Source organism: Arthrobacter sp. 10N43 (genome assembly GCF_056394525.1).
The window spans coordinates 35626-56614 of the sequence record NZ_JBFTIA010000006.1 but is presented as its reverse complement, the minus strand read 5'-3'; the positions used below and the strand labels follow the sequence as shown (position 1 = coordinate 56614).

Genomic DNA, 20989 nt, shown 5'->3' with positions numbered 1-20989 from the left:
CGAGTTGTTCCAGGTTTGGGGGGCGCGTTAACAGGGCTTGAGGGCTATGACTGCGGCCCGGCTGAGGCGCAGCGGTGAGGGTGCATCGCCAAGGCTGCGCTGAACCAGGCGGCCCGCTGTGACCAGAAGCAGACAGTCGTCCGGGACGTGGGCCGGGGGCGAGGGGCGTCGAGGACTGCCTCCCCTCTGCGCCGGAGGACATCCTGCATACCGCACCCCGTATCGAAAGTTGTCGCCGTGCACGCCCAGCCGCGTCTTGCGGCACAGAGGGGCTGTGGTCTTCGTGCGCGGGCTGGAGTTCCGCCGGGTCGGTGCATGCGAACATCGGGGCGGCGCCCCCGGATGCCCGGGGCCGGCTGATTGTAAGTTGACCGCACGGGCGGAACGGGGGGTCCGGCTGCGCTGGTGCGTCAAGCACGCAGTTGGGCCGCGACTAGGCCGCAGGGGAGAGCGGCCAGGGCACGGTGCCGCGCGCCCGGGTGTGGGTTTACCGGCACATGGTCGGGTGGGCGTCCGTCTGCTTTACCAGGCCAGGGCCTTTCTCTGACGGGACTGGATGGCCGTGCTCTGGCCGCAGTGCGAGCAGGCGATCCGGTAGGTCCTGGACGTGGTCAAGACGGGGATGAAGAAGAGCGTGAACTTGGTGGCGCGTTCCTGCAGGTGGTGGTGGACCAGCTGGCCGCAGTATTGGCAGGTTGCGGTCCGTCCGGGCAGGTCTTTCAGGACCGTGTTGAGGCCGAAGAGGAGAATCATCGGTGACTCCTTTCGAAAAGGGTGCTGATCACGCCGTGGGGGAGAGCCGGGTGGCGAGGCCGGTGAGCAGGATGGTGATGCCTTCGTCGAGTTCGGCCATTCCGTCGTAGTCGGCGAGGACCGGGGCGAGGGCGCGGAGGCGGGGGAAGTCCTTGGCCGGCAGCCGGCGCAGGCCCAGGCGGAGGAGGGCTTCGTTTTCCTCCGGGTCCACGATGAATTCCTGCAGTTCGTTGAGGATATGCCCGTACAGGTATCCGTAGTAGGCGCGGTAGACATGGAGGGCATCGGCCGGGGCGAACCCGGCGTCGATCAGCAGGGACAGGATTTGCTCCAGCGGCCGCAGCGTGCCCAGTGGGCGAAGGCCCAGGGGTGTTGACAGGGGGCGGGTCACGAGCAGGGGTACGACGTTGGGGTGCCGGAGCGCAAGGTCGCGCAGATCGTGGGCGATGCGCCGGAGCTGGGCCTGCCAGTCCGGGTCACTGGGCAGGATGACCAGTTCGTTCAGCACGAGCTCAGAAACGCCGTCCAGCAGTGGCGCGCGGTTTTCGGCGTAGCGGTAGAGGCCCATGGGATCCCGGCCGAGTTCCTGCCCGAGCCGGCGCATGGTGAGGGCGTCGAGTCCTTCGGCGTCTACCAGGGCCAGGGCCGCGGACAGCACAATCTCCCGGCTGAGTCGCTTCTTCTTGGCGGGGCCCGAGGCAGGGGCGGTCTTTTCTGCGGGGGACATGGGTTCCGTTCCGGCCGCGGTGTCGGTCAGTCCCACCGGAGAGGCCGTTATCAGGGAGTCGGTAAGCAGGCTTGCTTATTTTGTAGTCTACGCCTAGAGTCTACATTGTAGAGACGTTGTTATCACCAGTTTCAGAAGCGGGACCCTGGTGCACACGGCCCTTCCGGCCCCTCACGCTAAGCCCAGGAGATCCCCATGACGGCCCACACCGCCCACACCCCGAAAAACTCCCGAAAAGCGCCCCGGATTTAGTAGCGGCGCGACTTCCGGATCGTGGCAGGGCCCCGGCAACGGCGGCGCGTCAGGATCCAAGCCCCTCAACAGTTCATCCCCGGAGCGGCAGTGCTGCAGCATCCGGGACCCCGCTTGACGCCCCGTGCATGGCGTTCGAGTATCAGCTGCTGTAGCCCTCGGCGGCACAAAAACGCACCCAGCGGAAATGAGCCAACCATGGCAGATTCGCAGTACGACCAGTTCCTCCAAGAAGCCACCACCCTGGATGACCAATCCGATTCCGTCCTCGGACAAGACTGTCTCTACGGCCTCTACACCAGTTGGTGTTTCCTGTCCCAGACGGTGCCCCGGCCCGAAGACGCCTTCTGGGCGGCCATGAAAGAGAAAAAGATCCGGCCTGGACACGCGCACCTTCGCATGAAGGGCCCCGCGGCCGCAGACTACATCGTGTCCAGCTACCCCGGGCTGGTCTGAGCCCGGTGACCGTTACGTCCGGAACATACCGTCCGCGGAGCGCCCACCAGCCCAGAGGGCGCCAGCCGTGGTGCAGCAATTGCCGCACCGACCGGCATCTCGTTGCCGGCCCTGTCACGGTCCTGGACTCCCGAGAGGAAACCCTTGCCCTCGCCGTCACCTGCACCAGATGCAGTGGCTCCCGGGTTCTGGCAACCACGGCAACCTTCGCCGCTGCCATCCTGGGCAGGGCAGGCATGAACGGCGACGTCACCCGGCCCGCCCCGGCCGCCGTCCATTGCAGGGAACCTATGTCCCTGGTGGAATCAGGACCCGAAACCGCCGGCGCCTGGCAGCCCGGGTCACCGGTTCATCCCGCGGACCATCTTCCGTACTCCGTGCTGCGGTGCAGATGCGGTTTTCAAATGGATGTACCCGCCGGCCCGTGAACCCAAGCTACCCGCCCGCTCAAACCACGAAGTACTCGGCCACCCTGACCAACCACACCACCCCGCACAGCGGACCAGACCGCTGCCACCCCCTGGAAACTGTCCGGCGTCGAAGGGCTTGACCCATCGACCCAAGGGCTTGCCGATGCCCTGGCCAAGGTGAAGTCCGGCCGGGACGTCTCCGACGCCGAGAGGTTGGTGAAGAGCTGTGTGTTTGGTGCGCACGGATCGGGGATGATCAGGCCGTGCGCGGAGAACGGACGAAGATAAGCGCCGAGTTCCATAACGGGCCGTTCGCGCGGTTTGGCGCAGGGTGATTGGCAGGCTTTCGGTTCCCTTGCCATCGGTGGATCATGTGATGAGTCCGGAAGGTTTGTCAGGCCGGCATTCCCCACTTAGCTGCGGCAACGTACTGCCGTGCTGAACGACTCTGTCGGTAACGGGTGTGACGCTGGTAGACCGATAACCACGTGTGACCAATCCAAGCATTTCGGGGGGCCTTGTGGCCGAGGTGAGCATTAGCACTGAACGCGGGGAAATGCCTGCCTACCTCTTACTACCGGCCGGCAGGGGTCCTGGCCCGGCGTGGTCGTCGTCCATGATGCACTGGCCTGAGTCGCGATACCCGCGGGCAGGCGGACTGGCTGGCCAGCGAGGGGTTCCTCGCAGTGGCGCCGAACGTGTTCTACCGGGCGCCATGTGCATCGCCAGCAGTGGCTGCGCCAAACCTTCGCAACCACGGCTCGGGTCAGAAATAACTGCCGTGCCGGGGTCATCCAAACCCGTCACAGTCACGAGTTTTTCAGTCATAGTCGGTGTCCGTGTCATCGTCCGTGAGGCGGCGGAAGTCTCTGGAGAGGTACAGTGCCATCGCCGCGGGGTTGTTTACGTCGACGGCGACAGTCACGGTGGTGCGGCCGGTATATCCCTGCGGGTCATCGTGGACGAAGGTCGTGAGAAGTGCCAGCCCCAGATCCAAGACGTCGCGCGGCATTTCCTTTTCCATCGCGAGTACTCCCTGAACGCAGACGAGAGTCGAATCCCGGTTATTCACAGAACCTATTCCAGAGACATTGGGAATAACTTGCAAAACCTACACGCCCAGCGGGCCGCACGAAGCGCTGCCTTCGCGCTGGCGTCTCTACTGGCGCGGCCAACTCCCGACTCCAGCGCGGGGGCGGGAAGCGCCTGGGGCGCTTAGCCGAGCAGGGAGACGGCGTGGGCGATCACGAGGGCCAGGAGGACGAATCCTCCGGCGGCTTCGAGTCCCATCATCATCTTGGCCCGGGGTGACAGGGGCATGGTGTCGGTGGGGCTGAAGGCCATGGAGTTGGACAGGGAGAAATAGGTGTAGTCGACGAAGGAGGCGACCCAGCCGCTCTTGACTGAGGAGCGCGTCGCAACTTCCGTGACGGCGTCGTGGTCTTCGTCCTGGGGGAACCGGAAGTCGGCAGCCGGGAGGTTTTCCCGGTGGGTGTTCCGCCGTGCGACCGGTCCGCCGCGGTCCAGTTCCCAGAAGACCAGGGCGAAGGCGATGATGTTTGTTACCCAGATCTGCAGTGCTGCCAGAAGGAGCGTGCGCCCGTCACCGCTGCCGGAGGCCGTCAGCAGAATGATCAGCTGCACCAGGGCGACGCCGTTCGCGGCGACGAGGAGAAGGGCCTGGCCCGTGGCTAGTCGTTTGGACCAGCGTGTCTCTTTGTGCAGCCGGCGGGGGTTGAGGATCAGCAGGGGAATCAGCATCACGAGTCCGATTACCACCACCGTGTAGCGTACGACCGGCAGGAAGGCGCTGGGAAGGGCCGCATAGAGGCCCAGCGCGATGAGCAGCCCGATTACGGCCGGCCAGCGGTGTTCGGCGCCGTCTTTCAGGTTTGCAGTCTCAGACATCCATCGAGTCTAGGCAATGCTGCGGTGCATCCGGGCCTGGACGCGCACGAAGCAGGGAGCAGACGGCCATCTGGCTTGGGCGCCCCGTCCGGTGGCCCAACTCGGGTGGGAGAAGCCCCACACAAGACATTCCCACGGAATTGAGCGGTCGTTTCCCTTACAGAGCGGGATGTCGGCTGCAGTGGAGAGGATCATTCGGGCAGTTCCATCTGGAAGCCGCAGACGCATCTGAGGACCCGGGTGGACAGGTACACCTCCAGGGTGTCGTCGGACGTGCGTTGGGTGGACAAGGGCACGGACAACCGGCGGAGTTCGGTGCCGGCGTTTTCCATTGGTTGTCCGCAGTGCATGTAGTGGCCGCCGAGTATCAGCACGTCGCCGGTTTGCTCCAGTCGAGCCAGGAGCGGGGAGAGGTCAGCGACCCACGCAGGATGTTCACTGAAGCGCCGGCATCGGCCGCAGGTGTGGGAAACCAGCACGATATCGGACGGACGGTCAGGAAGGTGGGTCACTGATCTGAGGGTGAGATGGCGGTCCGTGCCGCAGCTGCTGCATATCACCGGCAGCACGTCTGGTGGCCGTCCGGCCCGGACGGCCGCCCCGGGCCTGGGTGTCCTGCCCTGAAGCAGGCACCAGCTCGTGTACAGGCCGTAGAGACAGTCCGGGCCCAGGGGGTTGTCGGTGTCGGGGGCAGGGGAAGTGGCGTCATGAAGGAACTGCTGGAAATGCGAGGTGGCCATGGTCAGGCTCTTTCCTCAGGGTGCGTGCCGGGCCGCCATGTGGCTACAGCAGCGTTACCTCCAAGCGTGCACAAAGCCGGAAGAAGGTCCCTGAGAAGAGCAACCGGTACGCAGGAGCCTGTACTGAAGCTACGCCGTGCAGCCCGGGGTTGTATATGGCGGCCCGCGATCATCTGTAGGGTCGTTCGGCCCCCAAGAGGTCGGAGAGGTCCTGGGTTTCAGAGGAACAAGAAATCAGCGCCTCCGACATCGGCATGAAACGCGGAGTCTCCCGCGTCAGGAGGACCAGCCGGGCGGGGGACGAACCCCTACGCTTCGGTGAACGGACCGTGCCCGGGGCATTTGCTGGTTTTGAGGTTTAGCTGCGGCTCTCTTCGGGTCCGTCGGTGTCGAGGTGTTCTTTGCGGACTTTCTCCTTGATGGTCACGTCTTCCGTGACCGTTTCCGTGCCGATGCGGACCCGTTCGACCGGGACGGTCTCCTTGGTGACGATGATCGTTCCTCATGGAGGATGATCTCGTTCTCATCGTCCGCACGGTCCGCCACCTCGCCGCGGTTCTCCTCTGCAATCGGTTCTCGCTCGACCCGCACTTCTTCGCGCTGCACTGGAACCGTCCTGGTTACATATTCCGTGGTGACGTACTTGCGAAGGCGGCCCTGGCCGGCGGGCGGCTGTTCGGTACCCGCGTCCGGGCGCGGCTGAGATCGGACCTGGGTGTCGTCGGTGGCGGGGGCGGTGGTGTCGTATCCGGTGGCCTCGGATGGCTCGCCTGCGGTGGTGCGGCCCGGCATGGTGGTGTTTTGTGCGGCGGGGGCCCGGGTCTCGTCGGTGGCGGGGGCGGCGGTGTCGTATCCGGCGCCGCCAGTGCCGGGGGCACCGGGGCCTCGGATGGCTCGCCTGCGGTGGTGCGGCCCGGCACGGTGGTGTTTTGTGCGACGGGGGTCCGGGTCTCGTCGGTGGCGGGGGCGGTGGTGTCGTACGCGGCGGCGCTAGGGAGCTCGGATGGCTCGCCTGCGGTGGTGCTGCGGCCTGGTGTGGTGGTGTGTGGTGCGGCGGGGGCGGTCGTGTCGTATCCGGAGGTGCCAGGGGCGTCGGATGGCTCGGGTGCGCCAGACGATGTGACCAGAGCCCCCGGCCCGGCCGGGGACCGAGACAGCGAATTCCCGGATACGCGGGGCCTGACAACAGACACTTCTCCCAGCGAGTAGAACGCCACGGTCCATCCGGGGGCCGATCCGTTGCGCAGTGCGGCAGTAGATCGTGCGGGCGTGTCGGTCTGCGCGTTCCGGCTCAAGAAGGCAACGGGGCCGACGTCGTCAAAGGTCTTTGGCTTCCAGCAGGCCGGCTGCGGCGGGCAGTTCCCTTCCGAGGGCCCGCAGGTAGGTTCCGAACCCTTGTGGTGCGCGGGCGTGCGTCCGACCGGACGTCAGGACCCGGACAGAGTCCGTAGCTGTCACGGCAAAGTCGTGGAGTCGCAGGCGTTCCGCGAGGGTCCGGTCCTCGTGTGCGTGGAGCCGAGGAAACCCGCCGACGGCGAAGTAGGCGGACGCCCGGACGCCAAAGTTGGCGCCGTAAATGTGGGGGTGGTCCTCGCGGAACGGGTGCCGCGCCAGCCAGCGGCGCAGGATCAGCGGGTCCATTCCGGCGGGGTCCGGTTCCACGGAACCCAGAATGACGTCCGTTCCGGCGTCGGCCAGTTCAACCTGACGCACCAGCCAGTGCTCTGGAACGGCGGAGTCGGCATCGGTATTGGCCAACCAGATGCGGCCGTTGGTGAGGTTGGGAGGGGTCAGGGCGGCATTGACCCCGGCCGCCCGGCTGGCGCCGATGCTGCGCAGCCGGACTTCTACCGCCGACAGTCGTGGGTCGGCAGAGACATGCCGGGCCGTGATTTCTGCCGATTGATCCGTGCAGCTGTCCAGCACCACCGTGATGGAGGTCGTCACCTCGGGATGGCACCGTTCCAATGCGTCGGCGGCCGCGCGTAGGGCGGTCAGCGCACGGTGGAGGTGCCGGTCTTCGTTGTGGGCCGGCATGACCACCGCCACCCGGCCGACTCTTGGCCGCGACGGAAGGGAATCTCCTTCCGAGCGGTCCGGCGCAGGTTCGGTCATGCCAGCGGGCTTCCGGATCCGCGGTCCGGTTCCCGGACCCACGCCCGCTCGCGGATTTCTGCGGGTTGCTGGGCTGCGGCCGGGACTTTTTCCGGGGCCACCAAAACTTCAAGGACGAAGTCTTTCTCGCGGTGGAGGGCCGCGGTCGGCCAGCGGAGTTGCCGGCGGGCAAGTTCATGGACCGTGTCCCCGTCGAGTTCCCAGCCTTCCACCGGGTGCCGCCAGTGGCAGAGGAGCAGGGTTCCGCCGGGCTTTATGGAGGCTTGCACGCGGGTGAACAGCCGGGCCAGTTCGCCGGGCGTCAGGTAATAGCCCATCTCGGAGACTGCGACCAGGTCGAAGGCTCCCTTGGGCCACTCATGCGGAACCGTGAGATGCCGCGTTTGCGCGGAGGCGTGGCCGGACAATCGCTGCGTCGCTTGGGCGAGCGCGGCGCTGCTGGCATCGACTGCCAGGAATTGCCTGCAGCGCTGGGCAAGGTCAGCGCTGAGCGTCCCTATGGAACACCCAACTTCCAGCCCGGAGCCGTAGGTTTCCGCTGGCAGGATGGCGAGTGTCAGCGCCCGTTTTCGCTTTTCGTACCAGCTCGTGGCATAGCCCCACGGGTCACCGTTCCGGTTGTGCACGGCGTCGAAGACGCGCCCGGCGTCATTGGCGCCATTGCTCCCGCCGGCGGGCGCGTGCCATGCGAACGTTTCCCAGGGGCGGGAAAAGTGTTCGAGGAAACTCCCGGCAAGCAGCACTTCGTCGCCGGGCTGGGCTGACAGCGCTTTGGTCTGCGAGCCATGGGCCCGCATGGCCGAGGCCTTGGCGTCCTGCTGCTCGGGTGTCAGCGGCACGCGAACCCAGGACCGCCAGGCGGTGTCTTCGGGCACGGCCCACAGCCAGTACCAGACGGGGTATTCGAGCAGCCCGTGGCCGCCGGCTGCGGCAGCCTCGGCCGCCACCGAACCCAGGGTGTCGTGGTCTGTGTGCCCGTCGGAGCGGTACGGTGCCACGATGACCACGCGGTTCGCCGGGCGGCCTGAGGCTGCAATCGAGTCCCTGACCGCTGCAGCGATGCTGTCACTTCGTGCGGCAAGCTGGCCGTCCGGCAGGTGCAGGAACCGCCAGGGGGAGCCGGGTGCCAGTTCATGTATTGCCGCATCGAATTCACCGAGCCGCACGGCGGCGAGCTGCTCCGGCGTCGTGGTTCTCGATTCGGGGTGGGATGCTTCCCCTCCGGTACACAGCAGCACCTCAATGCCGGCTCCCGCGGCGTGCAACAAGGAGAGCAATCCGCCGGCACCCAGGGTTTCATCATCCGGATGTGCCGCCAGCACTATGAAGGTCATGGCTGCCAGCTCGGCCGAACCGAGCGGAAGCTCCGGAAGGAGGGACAGCCCGCTGGCCTCCCATTCGGTCTCGGCAGTGCCGGTATCCGCGTGCGAGAAGGTCACCATGAGCGGTCCCCCTTCAGGGTCAGGGCGCCAAGCTGGGCGTCGTCCCGCATGGCGTGGTGCTGGCGGATGTAGAGCGACAGGTCCGCCATCCGTTTTCCGTAGGGTTCGTTAAAGGCCAAGGGGCCCGGCCCCAGATTCTGGGCCACCATGCTCTGGATGCGTTCGACGGCGGCGGCAACGGCGCCGCGCACGCGGAGCGCCTCGCTCCACGCACCGGAGCCGGACAGGTCCCCGCCGTCAATCCGCTCCGCTGTCCGCGCGAAATAGCCCGTCAGGGATGCGATGATCCGGTCCGTTTCGCCAAGGTGAGCCAGGGCAATCTGATCCGGTTCACGCCCGCCCTCAGCGGCCTTTTTCAGTGCGGAGCTAAAGTCACGTGCCACGGCAACGGCCCCGCCCAGCCAACAGGCCGCCACGCCCATGCCGCCCCAGGCGAAGCCGGGCCGTTCGAAGTACCAGCCCGGACCTCCCACCGGCACGGCACGGACACCCTCAAAGTGCACGGTCCCGCTGGGGATTTCCCGCAGGCCGCGGCTGGACCACGGCGGTGTTTCGCAGGAAACCCCTGGGTCACGGAGATTGACGGCGAAGGCCGCCCGGGCGCCTGTCCCGGGGTTCTCGGTGTTTCCCGCACCAAGGCGTGCAGTCAGGACAGCCCCGTCCAGCTGCGCGGCAAGCGAACACCACGGCTTGGATCCGTTCAGGACGTAACGGCCGGGGCCGTCCGGCGTCGCGTTGAGCCGCAGACCGGCACCTTCGGCGGCGAACACCCCCCAGGCTCCGTCCGCCGCGTCGGGGGCTGGGCCAGGCAGCTCCGACCAGGAGCCGGTCGTGGCCCGAGTGCCGGCGCCGGAACGTGCCTGTGCGAGGATGGCGATGGCGTCAAGGTGCGGTTCGAGCACCCGTCCGGCAGCCACATCCACCGCTGTCACGGACGCCAGCAGTTCCCACAGGTGGGCGGTGTCGCCGTCGCCGGGCCGCGGAGCGTTCTGCCCGATATTCTGTGCCAGAGCCAGCAGCGCCGGGATATTTCCGACGGCGTCGCGCACCGATTCAAGTTGCGGGATTGTTGCTTCAAGCCGGCCGGGCGCCGAACTGATCTGCACCGGCCGCGGGCGGGGATCCATTCCGTCTGCCGTTCTGGCCGTCAGCCGTGTTCGGGCGCGGTGACAGCGGCTGATGCGGTCATGGTTTCGGCGTTCACCATCCAGGTCAGCTGTTCCAGGCGGGAAATGCCGGCGTGGAGCAGGTCAGCGCTGGTGGGATCTTCTTCGTCCACCTCGTCATGGACCTCACGCATTGTCTTAACGGTGCGCTCCAGCCGCGCGGTAATCAGCTTGACGGCGTCCTTGGTGGAGATGATTCCGTCGGGGAACTGCCCTAGCCTGGTCTGCGCGGAGACCGTGGCGCTTCGGCCATCCGGAAGGGCGTGCAGGGCGCGCATACGCTCGGCGGTTTCGTCCGCGAACAGCCGGACGTTGGTGATAACTTCGTCCAACTGCAGGTGGAGATCGCGGAAGTTGGTACCCACGATGTTCCAGTGTGCCTGCTTGCCCTGCAGGTGCAGCTCGATCAGGTCCGTGAGGACCTTCTGAAGATTGCTGGCAAGGGTCGGTGAAGCTTTCATTACTTACTCCAGTGCAGGCAAGCAGGACAGGACCGTCCGGCCGTTTCATTCTAAGCATACTTAGCATCTTGACGGGGCGGTGGTTCAAAGGCACGGCAGTCAATCAATGGCGCGGCCCGCATGGCGGCGAAGTCCTCCAGCGCCGTTTGCGGCGGGCCGTCCTGGCCGATTTCGACTCCGGCGTGCATGCCGACGAGCCGAATGCTGGTCTGGGAGACGGCTGCCATTCGGATGAAGTCGAAGGCCGGGGCACCAGGAAAGCGGCGACGCTCGCGGCGAACGGGATGTAGCCGCCGGACCGAGAGCCCGATGCCCCGAGCAACCGGGCGCCCCCCGCTGTGTGCGTCAGCCCTGTTGTTGTTACCTGGACCGGTGGGTTGCCTTTGCCATCGCCGCGAACTGTGTAGCGGGATCTGGAGCGACGACTCGTGGCACGGCCGAGCAGTCGACGCCCATCCAGCCCGCTAGCCCGGCAGCGGTCCGCAAGGCGCAAGGGCAACCGGACAAAATGCCGGCTGAACGACCCGGAGCCGTCCCTGCTCGTGTGTCGCCACATCGACGCGAACAAGCCACGGAGTGCCAGGGTGAGTTCGGTTTTGGACCGGTGAGAAGGTGGTGGGGGGTCGAGCTGCCCGGATCATTGTCATCGCACAGTTCGTGGGGGGTGGAACAAGAAAGCCGGTGGGAACGGCTCTTGGCCCCCTGCGATTAGGTGCCCATGTCTCAGGCGCTCAGCTTTCCGATGGCGCTGCCCTCAAGGCGTTCCAACAGGTGCCGCGGATTGTCGTACACCTCCGCGGCACCGGCATCCCGCAGTTCACCTTCGCTGATTCCGCCGCAGGTCAGGGCAATACAGGGAATTCCGATTGCCGCGGCGGCCTTCACGTCCCAGACGGCATCGCCAACAAAGACAACGTCCGACGGGCTGAGGGCAAGCTTTTCCAAGCACGCAAGGAGAATGTCGGGGGAGGGCTTGCTCTCGTCGGCGTCATGGGAGCTGGTCCAGGCGTCGATGGACTTGCCGGCGTCCAAGAGGCGCCGGGCGACGTCCAGGTCCCGCTCCTGCGCTGATGATGCCAAGCCGACAGCCAGCCCGGCGTCAGAGCAGGCGGCCAGGAGGTCCCGGGCACAGTCGAAGGGCCGCAGCGAAGGCCAGAACGTGGAGAACACGGCACCGTGCGCGGATTTCAGGTCTTCCTGCATGTCCCTGGTCCACTCGGGAACCAGATGTTCGATGAGTTTGTCGCCGCCCATGCCGACGCAGCGGTGGATGGCGGAGACCTGGATGTCCAGACCCTCCCGCCGGAACGCCTGCCACCACGCAAGAGCGTGGAAATAGCTGGAGTCAATCAAGGTCCCATCGACATCGAACAGGACACCGCGTTTCTTTCCGGATTTTGACCCTGATACCACTGTTACCCCACCTTAGGTTGAGAGCGCCCGCGAACGCCGTACCCGCACCATCCCACACCATCACGGATTCTTCGGGCCCGAGGTCCGGAAGATACCCGGCAACCACCGTCAGAACGCGATCACCATTGTCCAGCGAATCCGCCAATGCCAAATATGAGACCACTCCAACCTCCTCGCCCCTGATACGTTCTCGTTCGACATGCTGGTCATGGTTCCTGCCAGGCGGAGGGCGGCTTTGACTGCCGGAGGGGGCCGGAGCCGGGAGAAGCCTGGTGTCGGGTTCGGAAGAAGTCTACAAACCGGGCGAGCTGTTCCGACAGGGTTTCCCATCCGTCGAAGTCTGCGGGCACGGCCGCACGCTCGGCCCGGCGGGCCGCCTGCAGGGCGGCATTGCCGGCCGGGGTGATCTCGACCTGAAATTGCCGCCGGTCGGCCGGATTCCGGGTCCTGGTGACCAGTCCTTCCGCCTCCAGCCGGGCCAGGACGCGGCCGAGTGTCTGGCTTTGGACATGAACCTTGGCGGCAAGCTGTTCCTGGTTCATGGGCCGCGGGGCGGCGGCTTCGAGGGCGATGACGGCGGCGCGGGTCAGTCCCAGCGGGGCAAGCGCCTCGTCGTGAAGCCGCTGGATAATGCGGGCCGCCGCGGTCAGGAGCCGGTAGCCGTCCCGGGCGTCGGGCTCGCGGGGGAGGGGCACGTGGAGAGCCTTCCTGCTGTGGGCAATGACGGTCACGCGTTCAGGACGGCGCCACAATACGCCGCCACTGAAAGCCCACCCTACCCACACCCACCGCTTTTGCAAGCATGCTTACTAATTTCGCGAAAAGCCTTGGCTTCGATAAGAAGTGTGCTTACCATCTAATTAGTAACCGTGCTTACTAATCTCATCCGGTACCGCAGTCACGATCCCACGCGGACCCTTTCTGAAAGAGAGCAACGATGACCCAGAACCCATGGAACCAGGCAGCACCCCGGGCCTCAACGGACGAGTACGCCGTCGGACGTCCCGCCGGCGCGGAAAACCCGTCGTCTAAACAGGAGACTGCGAAGGAAGAAGCCATAGAGGTCAGGCACGAGGCCACGGCCGCGGCCCAGAACGTCGCGGAGACGGCCAGGACTGAGGCAGCCAACGTGGCCACCGAGGTCAAGACCAATGCCCGCGACCTGCTGCACCAGGCCAAATCGGATCTGACCGAGCAGGCAGGAATGCAGCAGCAGAAGGTCGCCGTGGGCCTGCGATCCGTCGCCGGTGAACTGCATTCCATGGCCGCTGCCTCCGAGCAGCCGGGAGTGGCCACGGACCTTGTCCGCCAGGCCGCCGAACGTTCCTCCGCTGTCGCGTCCTGGCTCGATGGCCGGGATCCGGGTTCCTTGTTGACGGAGGTCAAGTCCTTTGCCCGCCAACGGCCCGGCACCTTCCTCCTGCTCGCGGCCGGGGCCGGTGTGCTGGCCGGACGTCTCAGCCGCAGCCTGAGCGCCGGGGCTCCCGCAACGACTGGCACCGCTGCTCTCGGAACGTCCGCCGCAGGCCGGATCCCCGACACGGGGGTAGCTGTCCCACCGCCGCCGGTTCAGATGCCGGCTCCGGAAACGACCAGGGCAGGCTTCGCGGACACCTACCCTCCGAATCCGCTGGACTCCGAGTTGGGCACGACTGATCCGCTCTTGGATGCCGGGGCAGGCCGCCGAGCCGCCGCGCCGCAGGGGCTGACTGATCCGCTGCGCGATGACCCCTTTAACGGCGGCCGTCGATGAGCAGCGAAGTCCCTCCCACCGCCGCCCACGCGAAAGCGGAAACCTCTTCCCTCGGCGACCTGCTGGGTGAGGTCACGCGGGACATGTCCACCCTGATGCGGCAGGAAGTGGAACTTGCCAAGGTCGAACTCAAGCAGTCCGCCACCCGTGCCGGCAAAGGCGCCGGCATGCTGGCCGGCGCCGGCGTCGCTGGCCACTTCGTGCTCCTGTTCCTGTCGGTGGCACTCTGGTGGGCGCTGGGGAACGTGACGGGCCTGGGCTGGTCCGCCGTCGTTGTCGCCGTCATCTGGGCAATTGCCGGCGCCGTCCTGGCAACCATGGGCCGCAGGGAACTCAACGCGATTAAGGGCATGCCGCAGACCGCCCAGACCCTGCAGGAAATCCCACCCACGCTTAAACCCAACACCTAAATCCAGCGAGGAAACACGATGAGTGAAAACCCGGATGTCATCCGAGCAGATATTGAAGCAACCCGCGCCCGCCTGGGCACCAACGTGGACGCCGTTGCCGACAAGGTCACGCCGTCGCACATTGTTCACCGGCAAACTGACCGAGTCAAAGAGAACGTCAAGGACGCCGTCTTCGGAGTAAAGGAGAGGGTCATGGGAGCCGCCGAGGACACCGCCGGCAACGTCCACTCCGCCGCTGGACACGCCGGAGCTCATGTAGGTGACGCGGGTTCCTCCGTCGCCGCCGCGCCGGCACAGCTGAAGACCAAAACCCAGGGAAACCCCCTCGCTGCCGGCCTGATCGCCTTCGGCGCCGGCCTGCTGGCTTCCTCCCTGTTCCCTGCCAGCCAGAAGGAGCGTGAAGCCGCCGATGCGCTGAAGACCGCCGCCGAGCCGCTCACGACGGAACTGACGGACACTGCAAAGCGCGTGGCCGAAGGACTCAAGGAACCTGCCCAGGAAGCCATGGAAAACGTCAAGGCAACCGCAGTCGACGCCACCGATCACCTCAAGGCAGAAGGCCAAACGGCTGTGGCGGACATCAAGGACCGGACCGCCGAAGCCAAGGACAACGTTCAGCAGGCCTGAGGCCCCATCTGAATCCGGCCGGCCGCCCCGCTCACGCGCTGGGGCGGCCGGCCACTTCGCTTAACCCAGGAAGGATTTTCCATGGCCAAGAACCCTGCCAAGGCAGAAATAGACTCCATGACCGACGCCGAAACGGACGAGAGCAGCACCGCTAAGGCCCGCACGGCGCCCGCCCCGGATGACTCCCGCAAACCGGACAGCCCAGCCGACGTCACCAAGCCATCCTGGAAGTACATCGCCAAGAAGACCCTGCGTGAATTCACGAAGGACCAGTGCCCGGATCTCGCCGCGGCCCTGACGTACTACTCGGTCCTCTCCATTTTCCCGGCGCTGCTGGCCATCGTGTCCTTGCTGGGCATTTTCGGACAGGCCGAGAAGACCACCTCCGCGCTCCTCGAGATCGTCCAGCGCATCGCGCCTCCTGATACTGTGAACGCCATCCGGCAGCCAATCGAGCAGCTCAGCAGCTCCTCCGCTGCCGGACTCACCCTGGTACTCGGCATCCTCACCGCTCTCTGGTCCGCGTCGGGCTACGTCGGTGCGTTCGGCCGGGCCATGAACCGGATCTACGAAATCGACGAGGGCCGGCCCTTCATCAAACTTCGGGGCACCATGCTCCTGGTCACGATTGCCACTGTGCTCATCGTCCTCGTGCTCTCCGCCATGCTGGTCCTGAGCGGGCCGGTGGCCGAAGCGATAGGCAAAGCAATCGGCCTGGGCGGAGCCGTCCTGACATCGTGGAACATTCTCAAGTGGCCGGTGATACTGCTGCTCGTGATCCTTGCCATCGCGATCCTCTACTACGCCACCCCGAACGTACAGCAGCCCAAGTTCCGCTGGATGAGCCTGGGATCCACCATCGCCCTGGTGATCTTCCTGCTCGCGTCCCTGGCCTTCGCCTTCTACGTGGCCAACTTCAACAGCTATGAGAAGACCTATGGGGCGATCGGCGGCGTCATCATCTCGCTGCTGTGGCTCTGGATCCTGAACATGTCGCTGCTCTTTGGTGCCGAGTTCGACGCCGAGATGGAGCGTGGACGGCAGCTTCAGGCCGGCATCGCGGCCGAAGAGACCATCCAGCTGCCACCACGGGACACGAAACAGAGCGACAAGCTCCAGGCCCGCGAGGAAGAGGACGTCCGCCGCGGGCGGGAACTGCGGGAACAGAACGGCGGCCCCGACGAGGACCAGCCGAACTACGCGAACAGAAGCGCTCCACCCGGCGGAGCCAGAAGACAGGACCGCAGCTGATATCGAGGGCCGGCCCCGGGCTGAATCAATGGCTCTTCTCCGGCTCGCGCGCACCCATCAAGTGAAACGGCCGGGATGGCGGCTCCTATTTCCAGAGACGGCACTCCGGCGCCGCCTGCCGAGCCACACTACAAGACCGGGGGCTGTCCGTGCGCTTGCTGGTGGCAGTTGTAGTCGTCCGCTCCGCCGACTGCATGCAGGGCAAACGACATGAGGAGAGCAGGACGAACATGACGGAGAGCGAGTGTCCGAAGAGCTTGAGCACTCAGCCGCCGCGCCGGTGGCCCGCGGAGTGTGCGCCCTGAGCGAGGCACGCCGTGGATCCTCCTCGTGCGGTGCGGCCCATTGGTTTGGACTCCGAGGACCCTTCTGGAAAAGGATGCCGGTCAGGATGACGTACATGCTCATCCTCAGGAATTCTGATTCCCAGTTCTCGAACGTAGCCTCCACAAAGGCCCTGGTGCCCAGATACTCCTGGATGCTGTTCGCCCGGTTGTCCGTGGGCCAGTTAGTCCTCGCTGTAGCTGCTCGCCCCGCTGAGGATCATGCCGCCGAAAAACAGCGCGAACAACCGATGTTGGCCAGCAGCAGTCCATGTTCCATGACCCACTTACTTATGGTTCTTCCAGTATCTGCGGCGTGCCGCTCCTGCGAATCGTCCGTCAGTGCGGCTCCTCCGCGCGGCCCTGCCGCCGTAGTCTTGCGGGAACAACGATCAGCAGCAGCACCAGCGCGGCCAGCAGCCCGACGCCGGCGATCACCCCTGCCGTCCGGCCTAGGGTGACGTCGAAGATGAGGGACGTGGTACCCACACTCAGGAGCCCGACGCCGGCCAGTGAGAACTTCGCGATGGTGTCGGCGCTGGCCACGAGCGTGGCCTTCAAGCCCTGTCGGAACAGCCGACGATGCACGCTCACGGGCAGCAGGATGGTGGCAGTCGTTAGGGCAGCCAGGACGACGGTGGCGAGGTACAGGCGTGTCTGGTAATCATCGAGCGTCGCGAAGCGCGCCTGGAACGGCAGAGTCAGGAGGAAGCCGGCGAGGAGCTGAACCCCGGTCTGGAGAACCCGCAGTTCCTGCAGCAGTTCGGCCCAGTTGCGATCCATACGCTCAGCACGGGATTCGTCCCTGCCGTCATCCTTCGGCGCCACGGGGCCTGTCATGGGGTTCCTCCTCGCCATCCTGCAACCACGTGAGCCGGCCGCAGCGTGCGGCACCTTCAACCTATGCTTGAGAGTTGCCAAAAACAAGCCGGTACTAATACTGCTGACGAAATTGCGGTTCAGGCAGGAATTAGTTACTTCGCCGGGATAGGTTCGTCCGGGTGCAGAGGCTCTTCCGGAAAGCCGTGCCTGCCCTGCAGCAGGCGTTGAACGGCGGTGCAACGCCGTCGAGAAATGTGCTTAAATCCACGGCTGACAAGCCCGTCATCGGGGCGATGAGACGCGCTGGTAACGGGTCCCGGTGCTAGGAGGACGGGACCGGTGTCCTGAGCTATGAACGGTTCACGTCATAGGTGTCGCCGGAGAGTTGTCGCGTGCTTGGCGGTCATGTTCATTCCTGTGCTGGACGGGCAGTTCTCGGCCGGGCCGGATGTCTTCTTCAACCTTGGCCTGCAGCATGTCGCTTTGTTTCGTCTTTCGGGGCGGCAGCTGGATGGTCTCCTCGGCGTCGATTCCGGCCTGCAGTTGGCGGCCGACCTCCGTCTAGGTGTCGAAGTCGGCCCGAACAGCAGCGACATGTTCAGGATCCAAAGCAACAGCAGCGAGATGATGACCCCGGCGATTGCACCGTCGGTCTTGTTGTCGCTGCTGAAGTTGGCGGCGTAGAAGGCGAAGGCCGCCGAGGCCAGCAGGAAGATCACTAAGGCGATCGCTGACCCCAGGCTCATCCAGCGGAACCTGGGCTGTTTCAAGTTGGGCGTGGCGTAGTCGAGGAAGGCGATCGTAAGGATCCCGAGCAGCAGTGAGTAACCGCCAGGACTGGACGTATGTAAGTGGCAGCTGGCTACCTCGGCATCGGCCAGCATCTCAGCTGGCTGACCGCGCAGCTCAATACGTCGAACTGGCATCGTGTTGACCGTCATGGCAGCGCTTTCCTCGTTGAGGTAGTTCACCGGGGCCTTTCAGGAACTCTCGGACAGACTTAAACTGAAGCATTCCGCGACGCTGGCGGGCGACCGCCGTTGAGCGGGTAACCGAAGGTCAAGTCCAATCTGGAAGGTCGAGTCATGGGCGATGCCTCGCAGAAAGCCGGTCGGGCGGTAAACGAAGCGGCGTCGGCAACCCGAAGCCCAGCGATGCGAATCCTGGCCCGCGCCGGATTTGTCTTCGTCGGCCTGGTGCACATTCTTATCGGATTCATTGCCCTCCAGATTGACAGAGGACAGGGTGGCCAGGCCGACCAATCCGGCGCGATCGGAACGCTAGCCTCAAAGCCGGGCGGTCCGCTCCTGCTTTGGGCAGGGTTCGCGGGTTGCGCCGCGCTGGCACTCTGGATGCTCAGTGAGGCCGTCTTCGAGGCCCGTTCAGGAACCGACTCGAAGAAGAAGGTGCAAGAGGCGGGGGAACCCGTGTTGAAGGCCGTGCTTTACGGCTTTCTGGCTTACACCTTCTCGGTGTTCGCCTCGGGCGGCAGCCAGAACTCCAGCCAGTCGGCCAGTGACTTCACCGCGAGGTTAATGGGTTCCCCTGCCGGCATTTTGCTGCTCATCGCGGTCGGTCTCGCGATCATCATTTCCGGTGCCATCTACGTCTACCGGGGCGTCACGCGCAAGTTCATGAAGGATTTGCAGGACCTTGGCAGTGCGCACCCAGCGGTCAAATGGATCGGCACCATCGGTTACGCCGCTAAGGGCGCGGTGCTCGGCTTCCTCGGCATCCTGATCATCATCGCCGCGGCCACTGCTGATCCGTCGAAATCCTCCGGCTTGGACGGGAGTCTGAAGACCCTTGGATCCCAGCCCTACGGGGTTTTCATGCTCGCCGCAGCCGCGGCAGGGCTGGTCTGCTACGGCATGTACTCGATGGCCCGCGCCCGGTACGGAAGGTTTTGAATGCCGCACGGAATTTGCGACGCGGATTACCGGGGGACACGATCGAATACGATCCCTTGCTGAGACGGTCGAGCCATTTCTCAGGGAGCTTCAGCGTTGCAGGGATTTCGCGGTTCGACACAGACCTCCGCTGTCCCAAAACCCGTCCAACAACAGATGCTCTCACAACGGCAAATTGATCGGGATTAAGAGAACAGCGAGCGGCCATGGCCAGGCTCGCGGCCCGGCACTACGCCGATCCCTTCGATCCTCCACAACACGAAGTCGGTGTCTAGAAAATCTGTTGTTTATTGTGACAGCCAGGACGTCGGGCTCCGTCCGAATCTAGGTTGCTGTTAGCGCCCCCTCACAGTGCATTTCGGCAAGCGGGTCTTACGTACATTGCCGTCTTTGGCGCCGGACCGGGTGCGGGACGCGCAGTGTCTACTGCGGGGGACCGGCTTGTGCGACCCGGTACGCTTCAAGTCATGACACCGCAAAGCGCCTTGGCCTTCTGTACAGTGCTCGGCGTCCTTGCCGTGTTCCAATTGATGCTCATCATCGGGCTTCCCTTCGGCCGTTTCGCGTGGGGAGGCCAAAACCCGGTGCTTCCGGCGAGGCACCGCGTCGGAAGTGCAGTCTCAATCGTGGTCTACGCGGCTTTTGCAGTGGTTGCTCTGGAGCGTGCCGCGTTGATTTCGATCTTCCCGGCCCCCTTTGTTGCTGTGGTTGCGATGTGGGTGATTGCGGCCTATCTGTTGCTCAGCGTGCTGCCGAACCTTGCGTCAAAGAGCAAGTACGAACGGCGCGTTATGGTCCCGGTGTCGCTTGTGCTGGCTGGCCTCGCATTCGTTGTCGCCCTGAGTTGAGCTGACCGCGAGCCGCTGCTTATGCCCAGCGGCCCCCGTCGTCGCGCGGACCATGCAGGCCGCCCGGAACTTGGCAGGCGAGTCAACGCCGCGGTGTGTCCGGCGCAGGCCGTTGAGAGGCCTCCGCCCCAATTGTTGTCGCGCCAGTTATGCCAGGTCGGGTGAGCTGCTGACGATGTAATCCAAGGCGGCGGGCCCGGACATGGCGAGGGTGTTGTCCTCAGGCTTGATCTGGCGGCTCTCGAGGGCCGCCCAAAGGGCCTCTGCGGGCTCCGGCTGGGTGTGGTTTATCAGGCACCAGCTGGTGTACAGACCGTACAACTCTTCCTTGGCCAACCCGCTGTCAGTCTCCCGGTGACTGGTCAAGGCCTCTGCAAGAAACCGGTCAAAATGCGCGCTCATGTCTGTTCCTTCATGCCATCTGCATCGCCAGGATGCTCCGCCGTCGAAGCTTTGGCGACGTGCCATTGCCCGCTGCCAGAGTTGAATTTATGCCAGAGAGACAACTCTGTCCAGTTCAGCCCATGCCCGTGGATAAAAGATTGAAACGGGCGAGGAACGGGCGTTCCGAATGGCCCGGGTTCGGGCCCTCAGGTTCCACCCGGAGAGAGAGCCCAAAGGCCTGTCGGCGGGATGTTGCCTCTTCCCCGCAAGGGATGATCTGGCGCCCCTCGCGGGTGATGCGGCGTGGGCTCTTCCCGGGCGTTGTCCGGCCATGTTGGGGGTATCCGTCGCGGGACCCGGCGGGGCAGGCTGGGGGCTTTTTTGGGGATGCTTTGGACTATCAACGGAAGTCATCTCCCGGCTCGGCACGGAGCCCTCGTCGGCGGCGACTGTGGCCGCGGCCATGAGATTCGTCGAACCGGCAGGAGGGCGGGTCGTCGCGGAGGGCATCGAAGAACAGCGGATGCTCACAGCCCTGCTGGACCCCGGACGGTCTGGCCCGGCACCGGAGACTGTGCTGGCCGGGCAGGGCTACCTGCTGGGCAGGCCGGCGCCGCGGCCGGAAGGACTCGACACCCACCTCCCAGTGCTGGACAAGCACCCGTCGCGCCCCGAACTAGAGGACCTTGACGCTGGCACGGCCATCCACGGAAAGGGTCAGTAGCGGCTCCGGTTCCGGGATTATTGACGGGACATTCCCCACTAACCGGCCATGAAGCCACCCTTCGGAGGCCGGTCCGCTTCGCAGCCGCGTGGAC

The 20989-nt window shown here is 65.1% G+C and carries 24 protein-coding genes and 1 pseudogene; 8 read left to right on the top strand and 17 right to left on the bottom strand.

Annotation, left to right across the window (positions count from 1 at the left end; genetic code table 11):
- Positions 1-522: 522 nt before the first annotated feature.
- Positions 523-753 (bottom strand): zinc-ribbon domain-containing protein, encoded by a 231-nt coding sequence (locus tag AC1DDO_RS14145; protein WP_476972096.1) that lies wholly within the window; start codon positions 751-753, stop codon positions 523-525.
- 28 nt (positions 754-781) lie between these two features.
- Entirely contained in the window at positions 782-1480 is a 699-nt protein-coding gene (locus AC1DDO_RS14140; RefSeq protein WP_476972095.1) for a TetR/AcrR family transcriptional regulator C-terminal domain-containing protein, read from the bottom strand.
- 450 nt (positions 1481-1930) lie between these two features.
- Here AC1DDO_RS14140 and AC1DDO_RS14135 point away from each other — a divergent pair, with 450 nt between their 5' ends.
- Entirely contained in the window at positions 1931-2188 is a 258-nt protein-coding gene (locus tag AC1DDO_RS14135; protein ID WP_476868297.1) for a hypothetical protein, read from the top strand.
- 1230 nt (positions 2189-3418) lie between these two features.
- Here the strand turns inward: AC1DDO_RS14135 and AC1DDO_RS14130 are convergent.
- From AC1DDO_RS14130 to AC1DDO_RS14080, 11 genes and pseudogenes are all read right to left on the bottom strand, one after another.
- Positions 3419-3622: a hypothetical protein gene (locus AC1DDO_RS14130; protein WP_476868298.1), complete on the bottom strand. Its 204-nt coding sequence runs from the start codon at positions 3620-3622 to the stop codon at positions 3419-3421.
- A 191-nt stretch (positions 3623-3813) separates the two neighbouring features.
- The gene (locus AC1DDO_RS14125) at positions 3814-4506 is read right to left on the bottom strand and encodes a hypothetical protein (protein WP_476868299.1); all 693 of its coding nucleotides are present in this window, start codon (positions 4504-4506) and stop codon (positions 3814-3816) included.
- A gap of 191 nt (positions 4507-4697) precedes the next feature.
- Complete coding sequence (locus AC1DDO_RS14120) at positions 4698-5246, bottom strand: hypothetical protein (protein WP_476868300.1); 549 nt, start codon at positions 5244-5246, stop codon at positions 4698-4700.
- 358 nt (positions 5247-5604) lie between these two features.
- Positions 5605-6038 (bottom strand): annotated as a pseudogene (locus tag AC1DDO_RS14115) (YsnF/AvaK domain-containing protein).
- A gap of 525 nt (positions 6039-6563) precedes the next feature.
- Positions 6564-7361: a glycosyltransferase family 2 protein gene (locus AC1DDO_RS14110; protein ID WP_476972094.1), complete on the bottom strand. Its 798-nt coding sequence runs from the start codon at positions 7359-7361 to the stop codon at positions 6564-6566.
- Positions 7358-8803 (bottom strand): PIG-L family deacetylase, encoded by a 1446-nt coding sequence (locus AC1DDO_RS14105; RefSeq protein ID WP_476972093.1) that lies wholly within the window; start codon positions 8801-8803, stop codon positions 7358-7360. The genes AC1DDO_RS14110 and AC1DDO_RS14105 overlap by 4 nt, the downstream gene beginning before the upstream one ends.
- On the bottom strand, positions 8797-9930 hold the full coding sequence (locus tag AC1DDO_RS14100) for an acyl-CoA dehydrogenase family protein (protein WP_476972092.1): 1134 nt from the start codon (positions 9928-9930) through the stop codon (positions 8797-8799). The genes AC1DDO_RS14105 and AC1DDO_RS14100 overlap by 7 nt, the downstream gene beginning before the upstream one ends.
- A 20-nt stretch (positions 9931-9950) precedes the next feature.
- The gene (locus tag AC1DDO_RS14095; protein WP_476869200.1) at positions 9951-10430 is read right to left on the bottom strand and encodes a Dps family protein; all 480 of its coding nucleotides are present in this window, start codon (positions 10428-10430) and stop codon (positions 9951-9953) included.
- Between the two features lie 50 nt (positions 10431-10480).
- A complete protein-coding gene (locus AC1DDO_RS14090; RefSeq protein ID WP_476869206.1) occupies positions 10481-10618 on the bottom strand; it encodes a hypothetical protein in 138 nt (45 codons plus the stop codon).
- A gap of 535 nt (positions 10619-11153) precedes the next feature.
- On the bottom strand, positions 11154-11843 hold the full coding sequence (locus AC1DDO_RS14085) for an HAD family hydrolase (RefSeq protein WP_476972091.1): 690 nt from the start codon (positions 11841-11843) through the stop codon (positions 11154-11156).
- 206 nt (positions 11844-12049) lie between these two features.
- On the bottom strand, positions 12050-12538 hold the full coding sequence (locus tag AC1DDO_RS14080) for a MarR family winged helix-turn-helix transcriptional regulator (RefSeq protein ID WP_476972090.1): 489 nt from the start codon (positions 12536-12538) through the stop codon (positions 12050-12052).
- A gap of 242 nt (positions 12539-12780) precedes the next feature.
- Here AC1DDO_RS14080 and AC1DDO_RS14075 point away from each other — a divergent pair, with 242 nt between their 5' ends.
- The 4 genes from AC1DDO_RS14075 (at position 12781) to AC1DDO_RS14060 (ending at position 15884) form a co-directional block, all read left to right on the top strand.
- Positions 12781-13596 (top strand): hypothetical protein, encoded by an 816-nt coding sequence (locus tag AC1DDO_RS14075; RefSeq protein ID WP_476972089.1) that lies wholly within the window; start codon positions 12781-12783, stop codon positions 13594-13596.
- The gene (locus tag AC1DDO_RS14070; protein WP_476972088.1) at positions 13593-14006 is read left to right on the top strand and encodes a phage holin family protein; all 414 of its coding nucleotides are present in this window, start codon (positions 13593-13595) and stop codon (positions 14004-14006) included. Before AC1DDO_RS14075 ends, AC1DDO_RS14070 begins: the two co-directional genes overlap by 4 nt.
- A gap of 18 nt (positions 14007-14024) precedes the next feature.
- Complete coding sequence (locus AC1DDO_RS14065) at positions 14025-14633, top strand: DUF3618 domain-containing protein (RefSeq protein ID WP_476972087.1); 609 nt, start codon at positions 14025-14027, stop codon at positions 14631-14633.
- Between the two features lie 81 nt (positions 14634-14714).
- The gene (locus tag AC1DDO_RS14060; RefSeq protein WP_476972086.1) at positions 14715-15884 is read left to right on the top strand and encodes a YihY/virulence factor BrkB family protein; all 1170 of its coding nucleotides are present in this window, start codon (positions 14715-14717) and stop codon (positions 15882-15884) included.
- A 57-nt stretch (positions 15885-15941) separates the two neighbouring features.
- Here the strand turns inward: AC1DDO_RS14060 and AC1DDO_RS14055 are convergent, their stop codons facing one another.
- From AC1DDO_RS14055 to AC1DDO_RS14045, 3 genes are all read right to left on the bottom strand, one after another.
- Positions 15942-16364 (bottom strand): DUF6766 family protein, encoded by a 423-nt coding sequence (locus AC1DDO_RS14055; protein WP_476869971.1) that lies wholly within the window; start codon positions 16362-16364, stop codon positions 15942-15944.
- 182 nt (positions 16365-16546) lie between these two features.
- On the bottom strand, positions 16547-17047 hold the full coding sequence (locus AC1DDO_RS14050) for a DUF6328 family protein (protein ID WP_476869969.1): 501 nt from the start codon (positions 17045-17047) through the stop codon (positions 16547-16549).
- Positions 17048-17394: 347 nt separating this feature from the next.
- Positions 17395-17913, bottom strand: coding sequence for a YhjD/YihY/BrkB family envelope integrity protein (locus tag AC1DDO_RS14045; protein WP_476869970.1), 519 nt, complete (start codon positions 17911-17913; stop codon positions 17395-17397).
- Positions 17914-18114: 201 nt separating this feature from the next.
- Between AC1DDO_RS14045 and AC1DDO_RS14040 the strand changes: the two genes are divergently transcribed.
- Both AC1DDO_RS14040 and AC1DDO_RS14035 read left to right on the top strand, forming a co-directional pair.
- Positions 18115-18939, top strand: a complete 825-nt coding sequence (locus AC1DDO_RS14040; protein WP_476869968.1) for a DUF1206 domain-containing protein — start codon at positions 18115-18117, stop codon at positions 18937-18939.
- Between the two features lie 467 nt (positions 18940-19406).
- Complete coding sequence (locus AC1DDO_RS14035; RefSeq protein ID WP_476972085.1) at positions 19407-19787, top strand: hypothetical protein; 381 nt, start codon at positions 19407-19409, stop codon at positions 19785-19787.
- A gap of 147 nt (positions 19788-19934) precedes the next feature.
- On the opposite strand, the gene AC1DDO_RS14030 is transcribed toward AC1DDO_RS14035, so the two are convergent.
- Complete coding sequence (locus tag AC1DDO_RS14030) at positions 19935-20189, bottom strand: hypothetical protein (RefSeq protein ID WP_476972084.1); 255 nt, start codon at positions 20187-20189, stop codon at positions 19935-19937.
- Positions 20190-20634: 445 nt separating this feature from the next.
- Here AC1DDO_RS14030 and AC1DDO_RS14025 point away from each other — a divergent pair, with 445 nt between their 5' ends.
- Complete coding sequence (locus AC1DDO_RS14025; RefSeq protein ID WP_476972083.1) at positions 20635-20895, top strand: hypothetical protein; 261 nt, start codon at positions 20635-20637, stop codon at positions 20893-20895.
- Positions 20896-20989 lie beyond the last annotated feature (94 nt).

Coding starts and splice junctions, on each gene's coding strand:
- AC1DDO_RS14145 (WP_476972096.1), bottom strand. CDS start 753: ATGATTCTCCTCTTCGGCCTCAACACGGTCCTGAAAGACCTGCCCGGA.
- AC1DDO_RS14140 (WP_476972095.1), bottom strand. CDS start 1,480: ATGTCCCCCGCAGAAAAGACCGCCCCTGCCTCGGGCCCCGCCAAGAAG.
- AC1DDO_RS14135 (WP_476868297.1), top strand. CDS start 1,931: ATGGCAGATTCGCAGTACGACCAGTTCCTCCAAGAAGCCACCACCCTG.
- AC1DDO_RS14130 (WP_476868298.1), bottom strand. CDS start 3,622: ATGGAAAAGGAAATGCCGCGCGACGTCTTGGATCTGGGGCTGGCACTT.
- AC1DDO_RS14125 (WP_476868299.1), bottom strand. CDS start 4,506: ATGTCTGAGACTGCAAACCTGAAAGACGGCGCCGAACACCGCTGGCCG.
- AC1DDO_RS14120 (WP_476868300.1), bottom strand. CDS start 5,246: ATGGCCACCTCGCATTTCCAGCAGTTCCTTCATGACGCCACTTCCCCT.
- AC1DDO_RS14110 (WP_476972094.1), bottom strand. CDS start 7,361: ATGACCGAACCTGCGCCGGACCGCTCGGAAGGAGATTCCCTTCCGTCG.
- AC1DDO_RS14105 (WP_476972093.1), bottom strand. CDS start 8,803: ATGGTGACCTTCTCGCACGCGGATACCGGCACTGCCGAGACCGAATGG.
- AC1DDO_RS14100 (WP_476972092.1), bottom strand. CDS start 9,930: ATGGATCCCCGCCCGCGGCCGGTGCAGATCAGTTCGGCGCCCGGCCGG.
- AC1DDO_RS14095 (WP_476869200.1), bottom strand. CDS start 10,430: ATGAAAGCTTCACCGACCCTTGCCAGCAATCTTCAGAAGGTCCTCACG.
- AC1DDO_RS14090 (WP_476869206.1), bottom strand. CDS start 10,618: ATGCACGCCGGAGTCGAAATCGGCCAGGACGGCCCGCCGCAAACGGCG.
- AC1DDO_RS14075 (WP_476972089.1), top strand. CDS start 12,781: ATGACCCAGAACCCATGGAACCAGGCAGCACCCCGGGCCTCAACGGAC.
- AC1DDO_RS14070 (WP_476972088.1), top strand. CDS start 13,593: ATGAGCAGCGAAGTCCCTCCCACCGCCGCCCACGCGAAAGCGGAAACC.
- AC1DDO_RS14065 (WP_476972087.1), top strand. CDS start 14,025: ATGAGTGAAAACCCGGATGTCATCCGAGCAGATATTGAAGCAACCCGC.
- AC1DDO_RS14060 (WP_476972086.1), top strand. CDS start 14,715: ATGGCCAAGAACCCTGCCAAGGCAGAAATAGACTCCATGACCGACGCC.
- AC1DDO_RS14050 (WP_476869969.1), bottom strand. CDS start 17,047: ATGACAGGCCCCGTGGCGCCGAAGGATGACGGCAGGGACGAATCCCGT.
- AC1DDO_RS14045 (WP_476869970.1), bottom strand. CDS start 17,913: ATGCTGGCCGATGCCGAGGTAGCCAGCTGCCACTTACATACGTCCAGT.
- AC1DDO_RS14040 (WP_476869968.1), top strand. CDS start 18,115: ATGGGCGATGCCTCGCAGAAAGCCGGTCGGGCGGTAAACGAAGCGGCG.
- AC1DDO_RS14035 (WP_476972085.1), top strand. CDS start 19,407: ATGACACCGCAAAGCGCCTTGGCCTTCTGTACAGTGCTCGGCGTCCTT.
- AC1DDO_RS14030 (WP_476972084.1), bottom strand. CDS start 20,189: ATGAGCGCGCATTTTGACCGGTTTCTTGCAGAGGCCTTGACCAGTCAC.
- AC1DDO_RS14025 (WP_476972083.1), top strand. CDS start 20,635: ATGAGATTCGTCGAACCGGCAGGAGGGCGGGTCGTCGCGGAGGGCATC.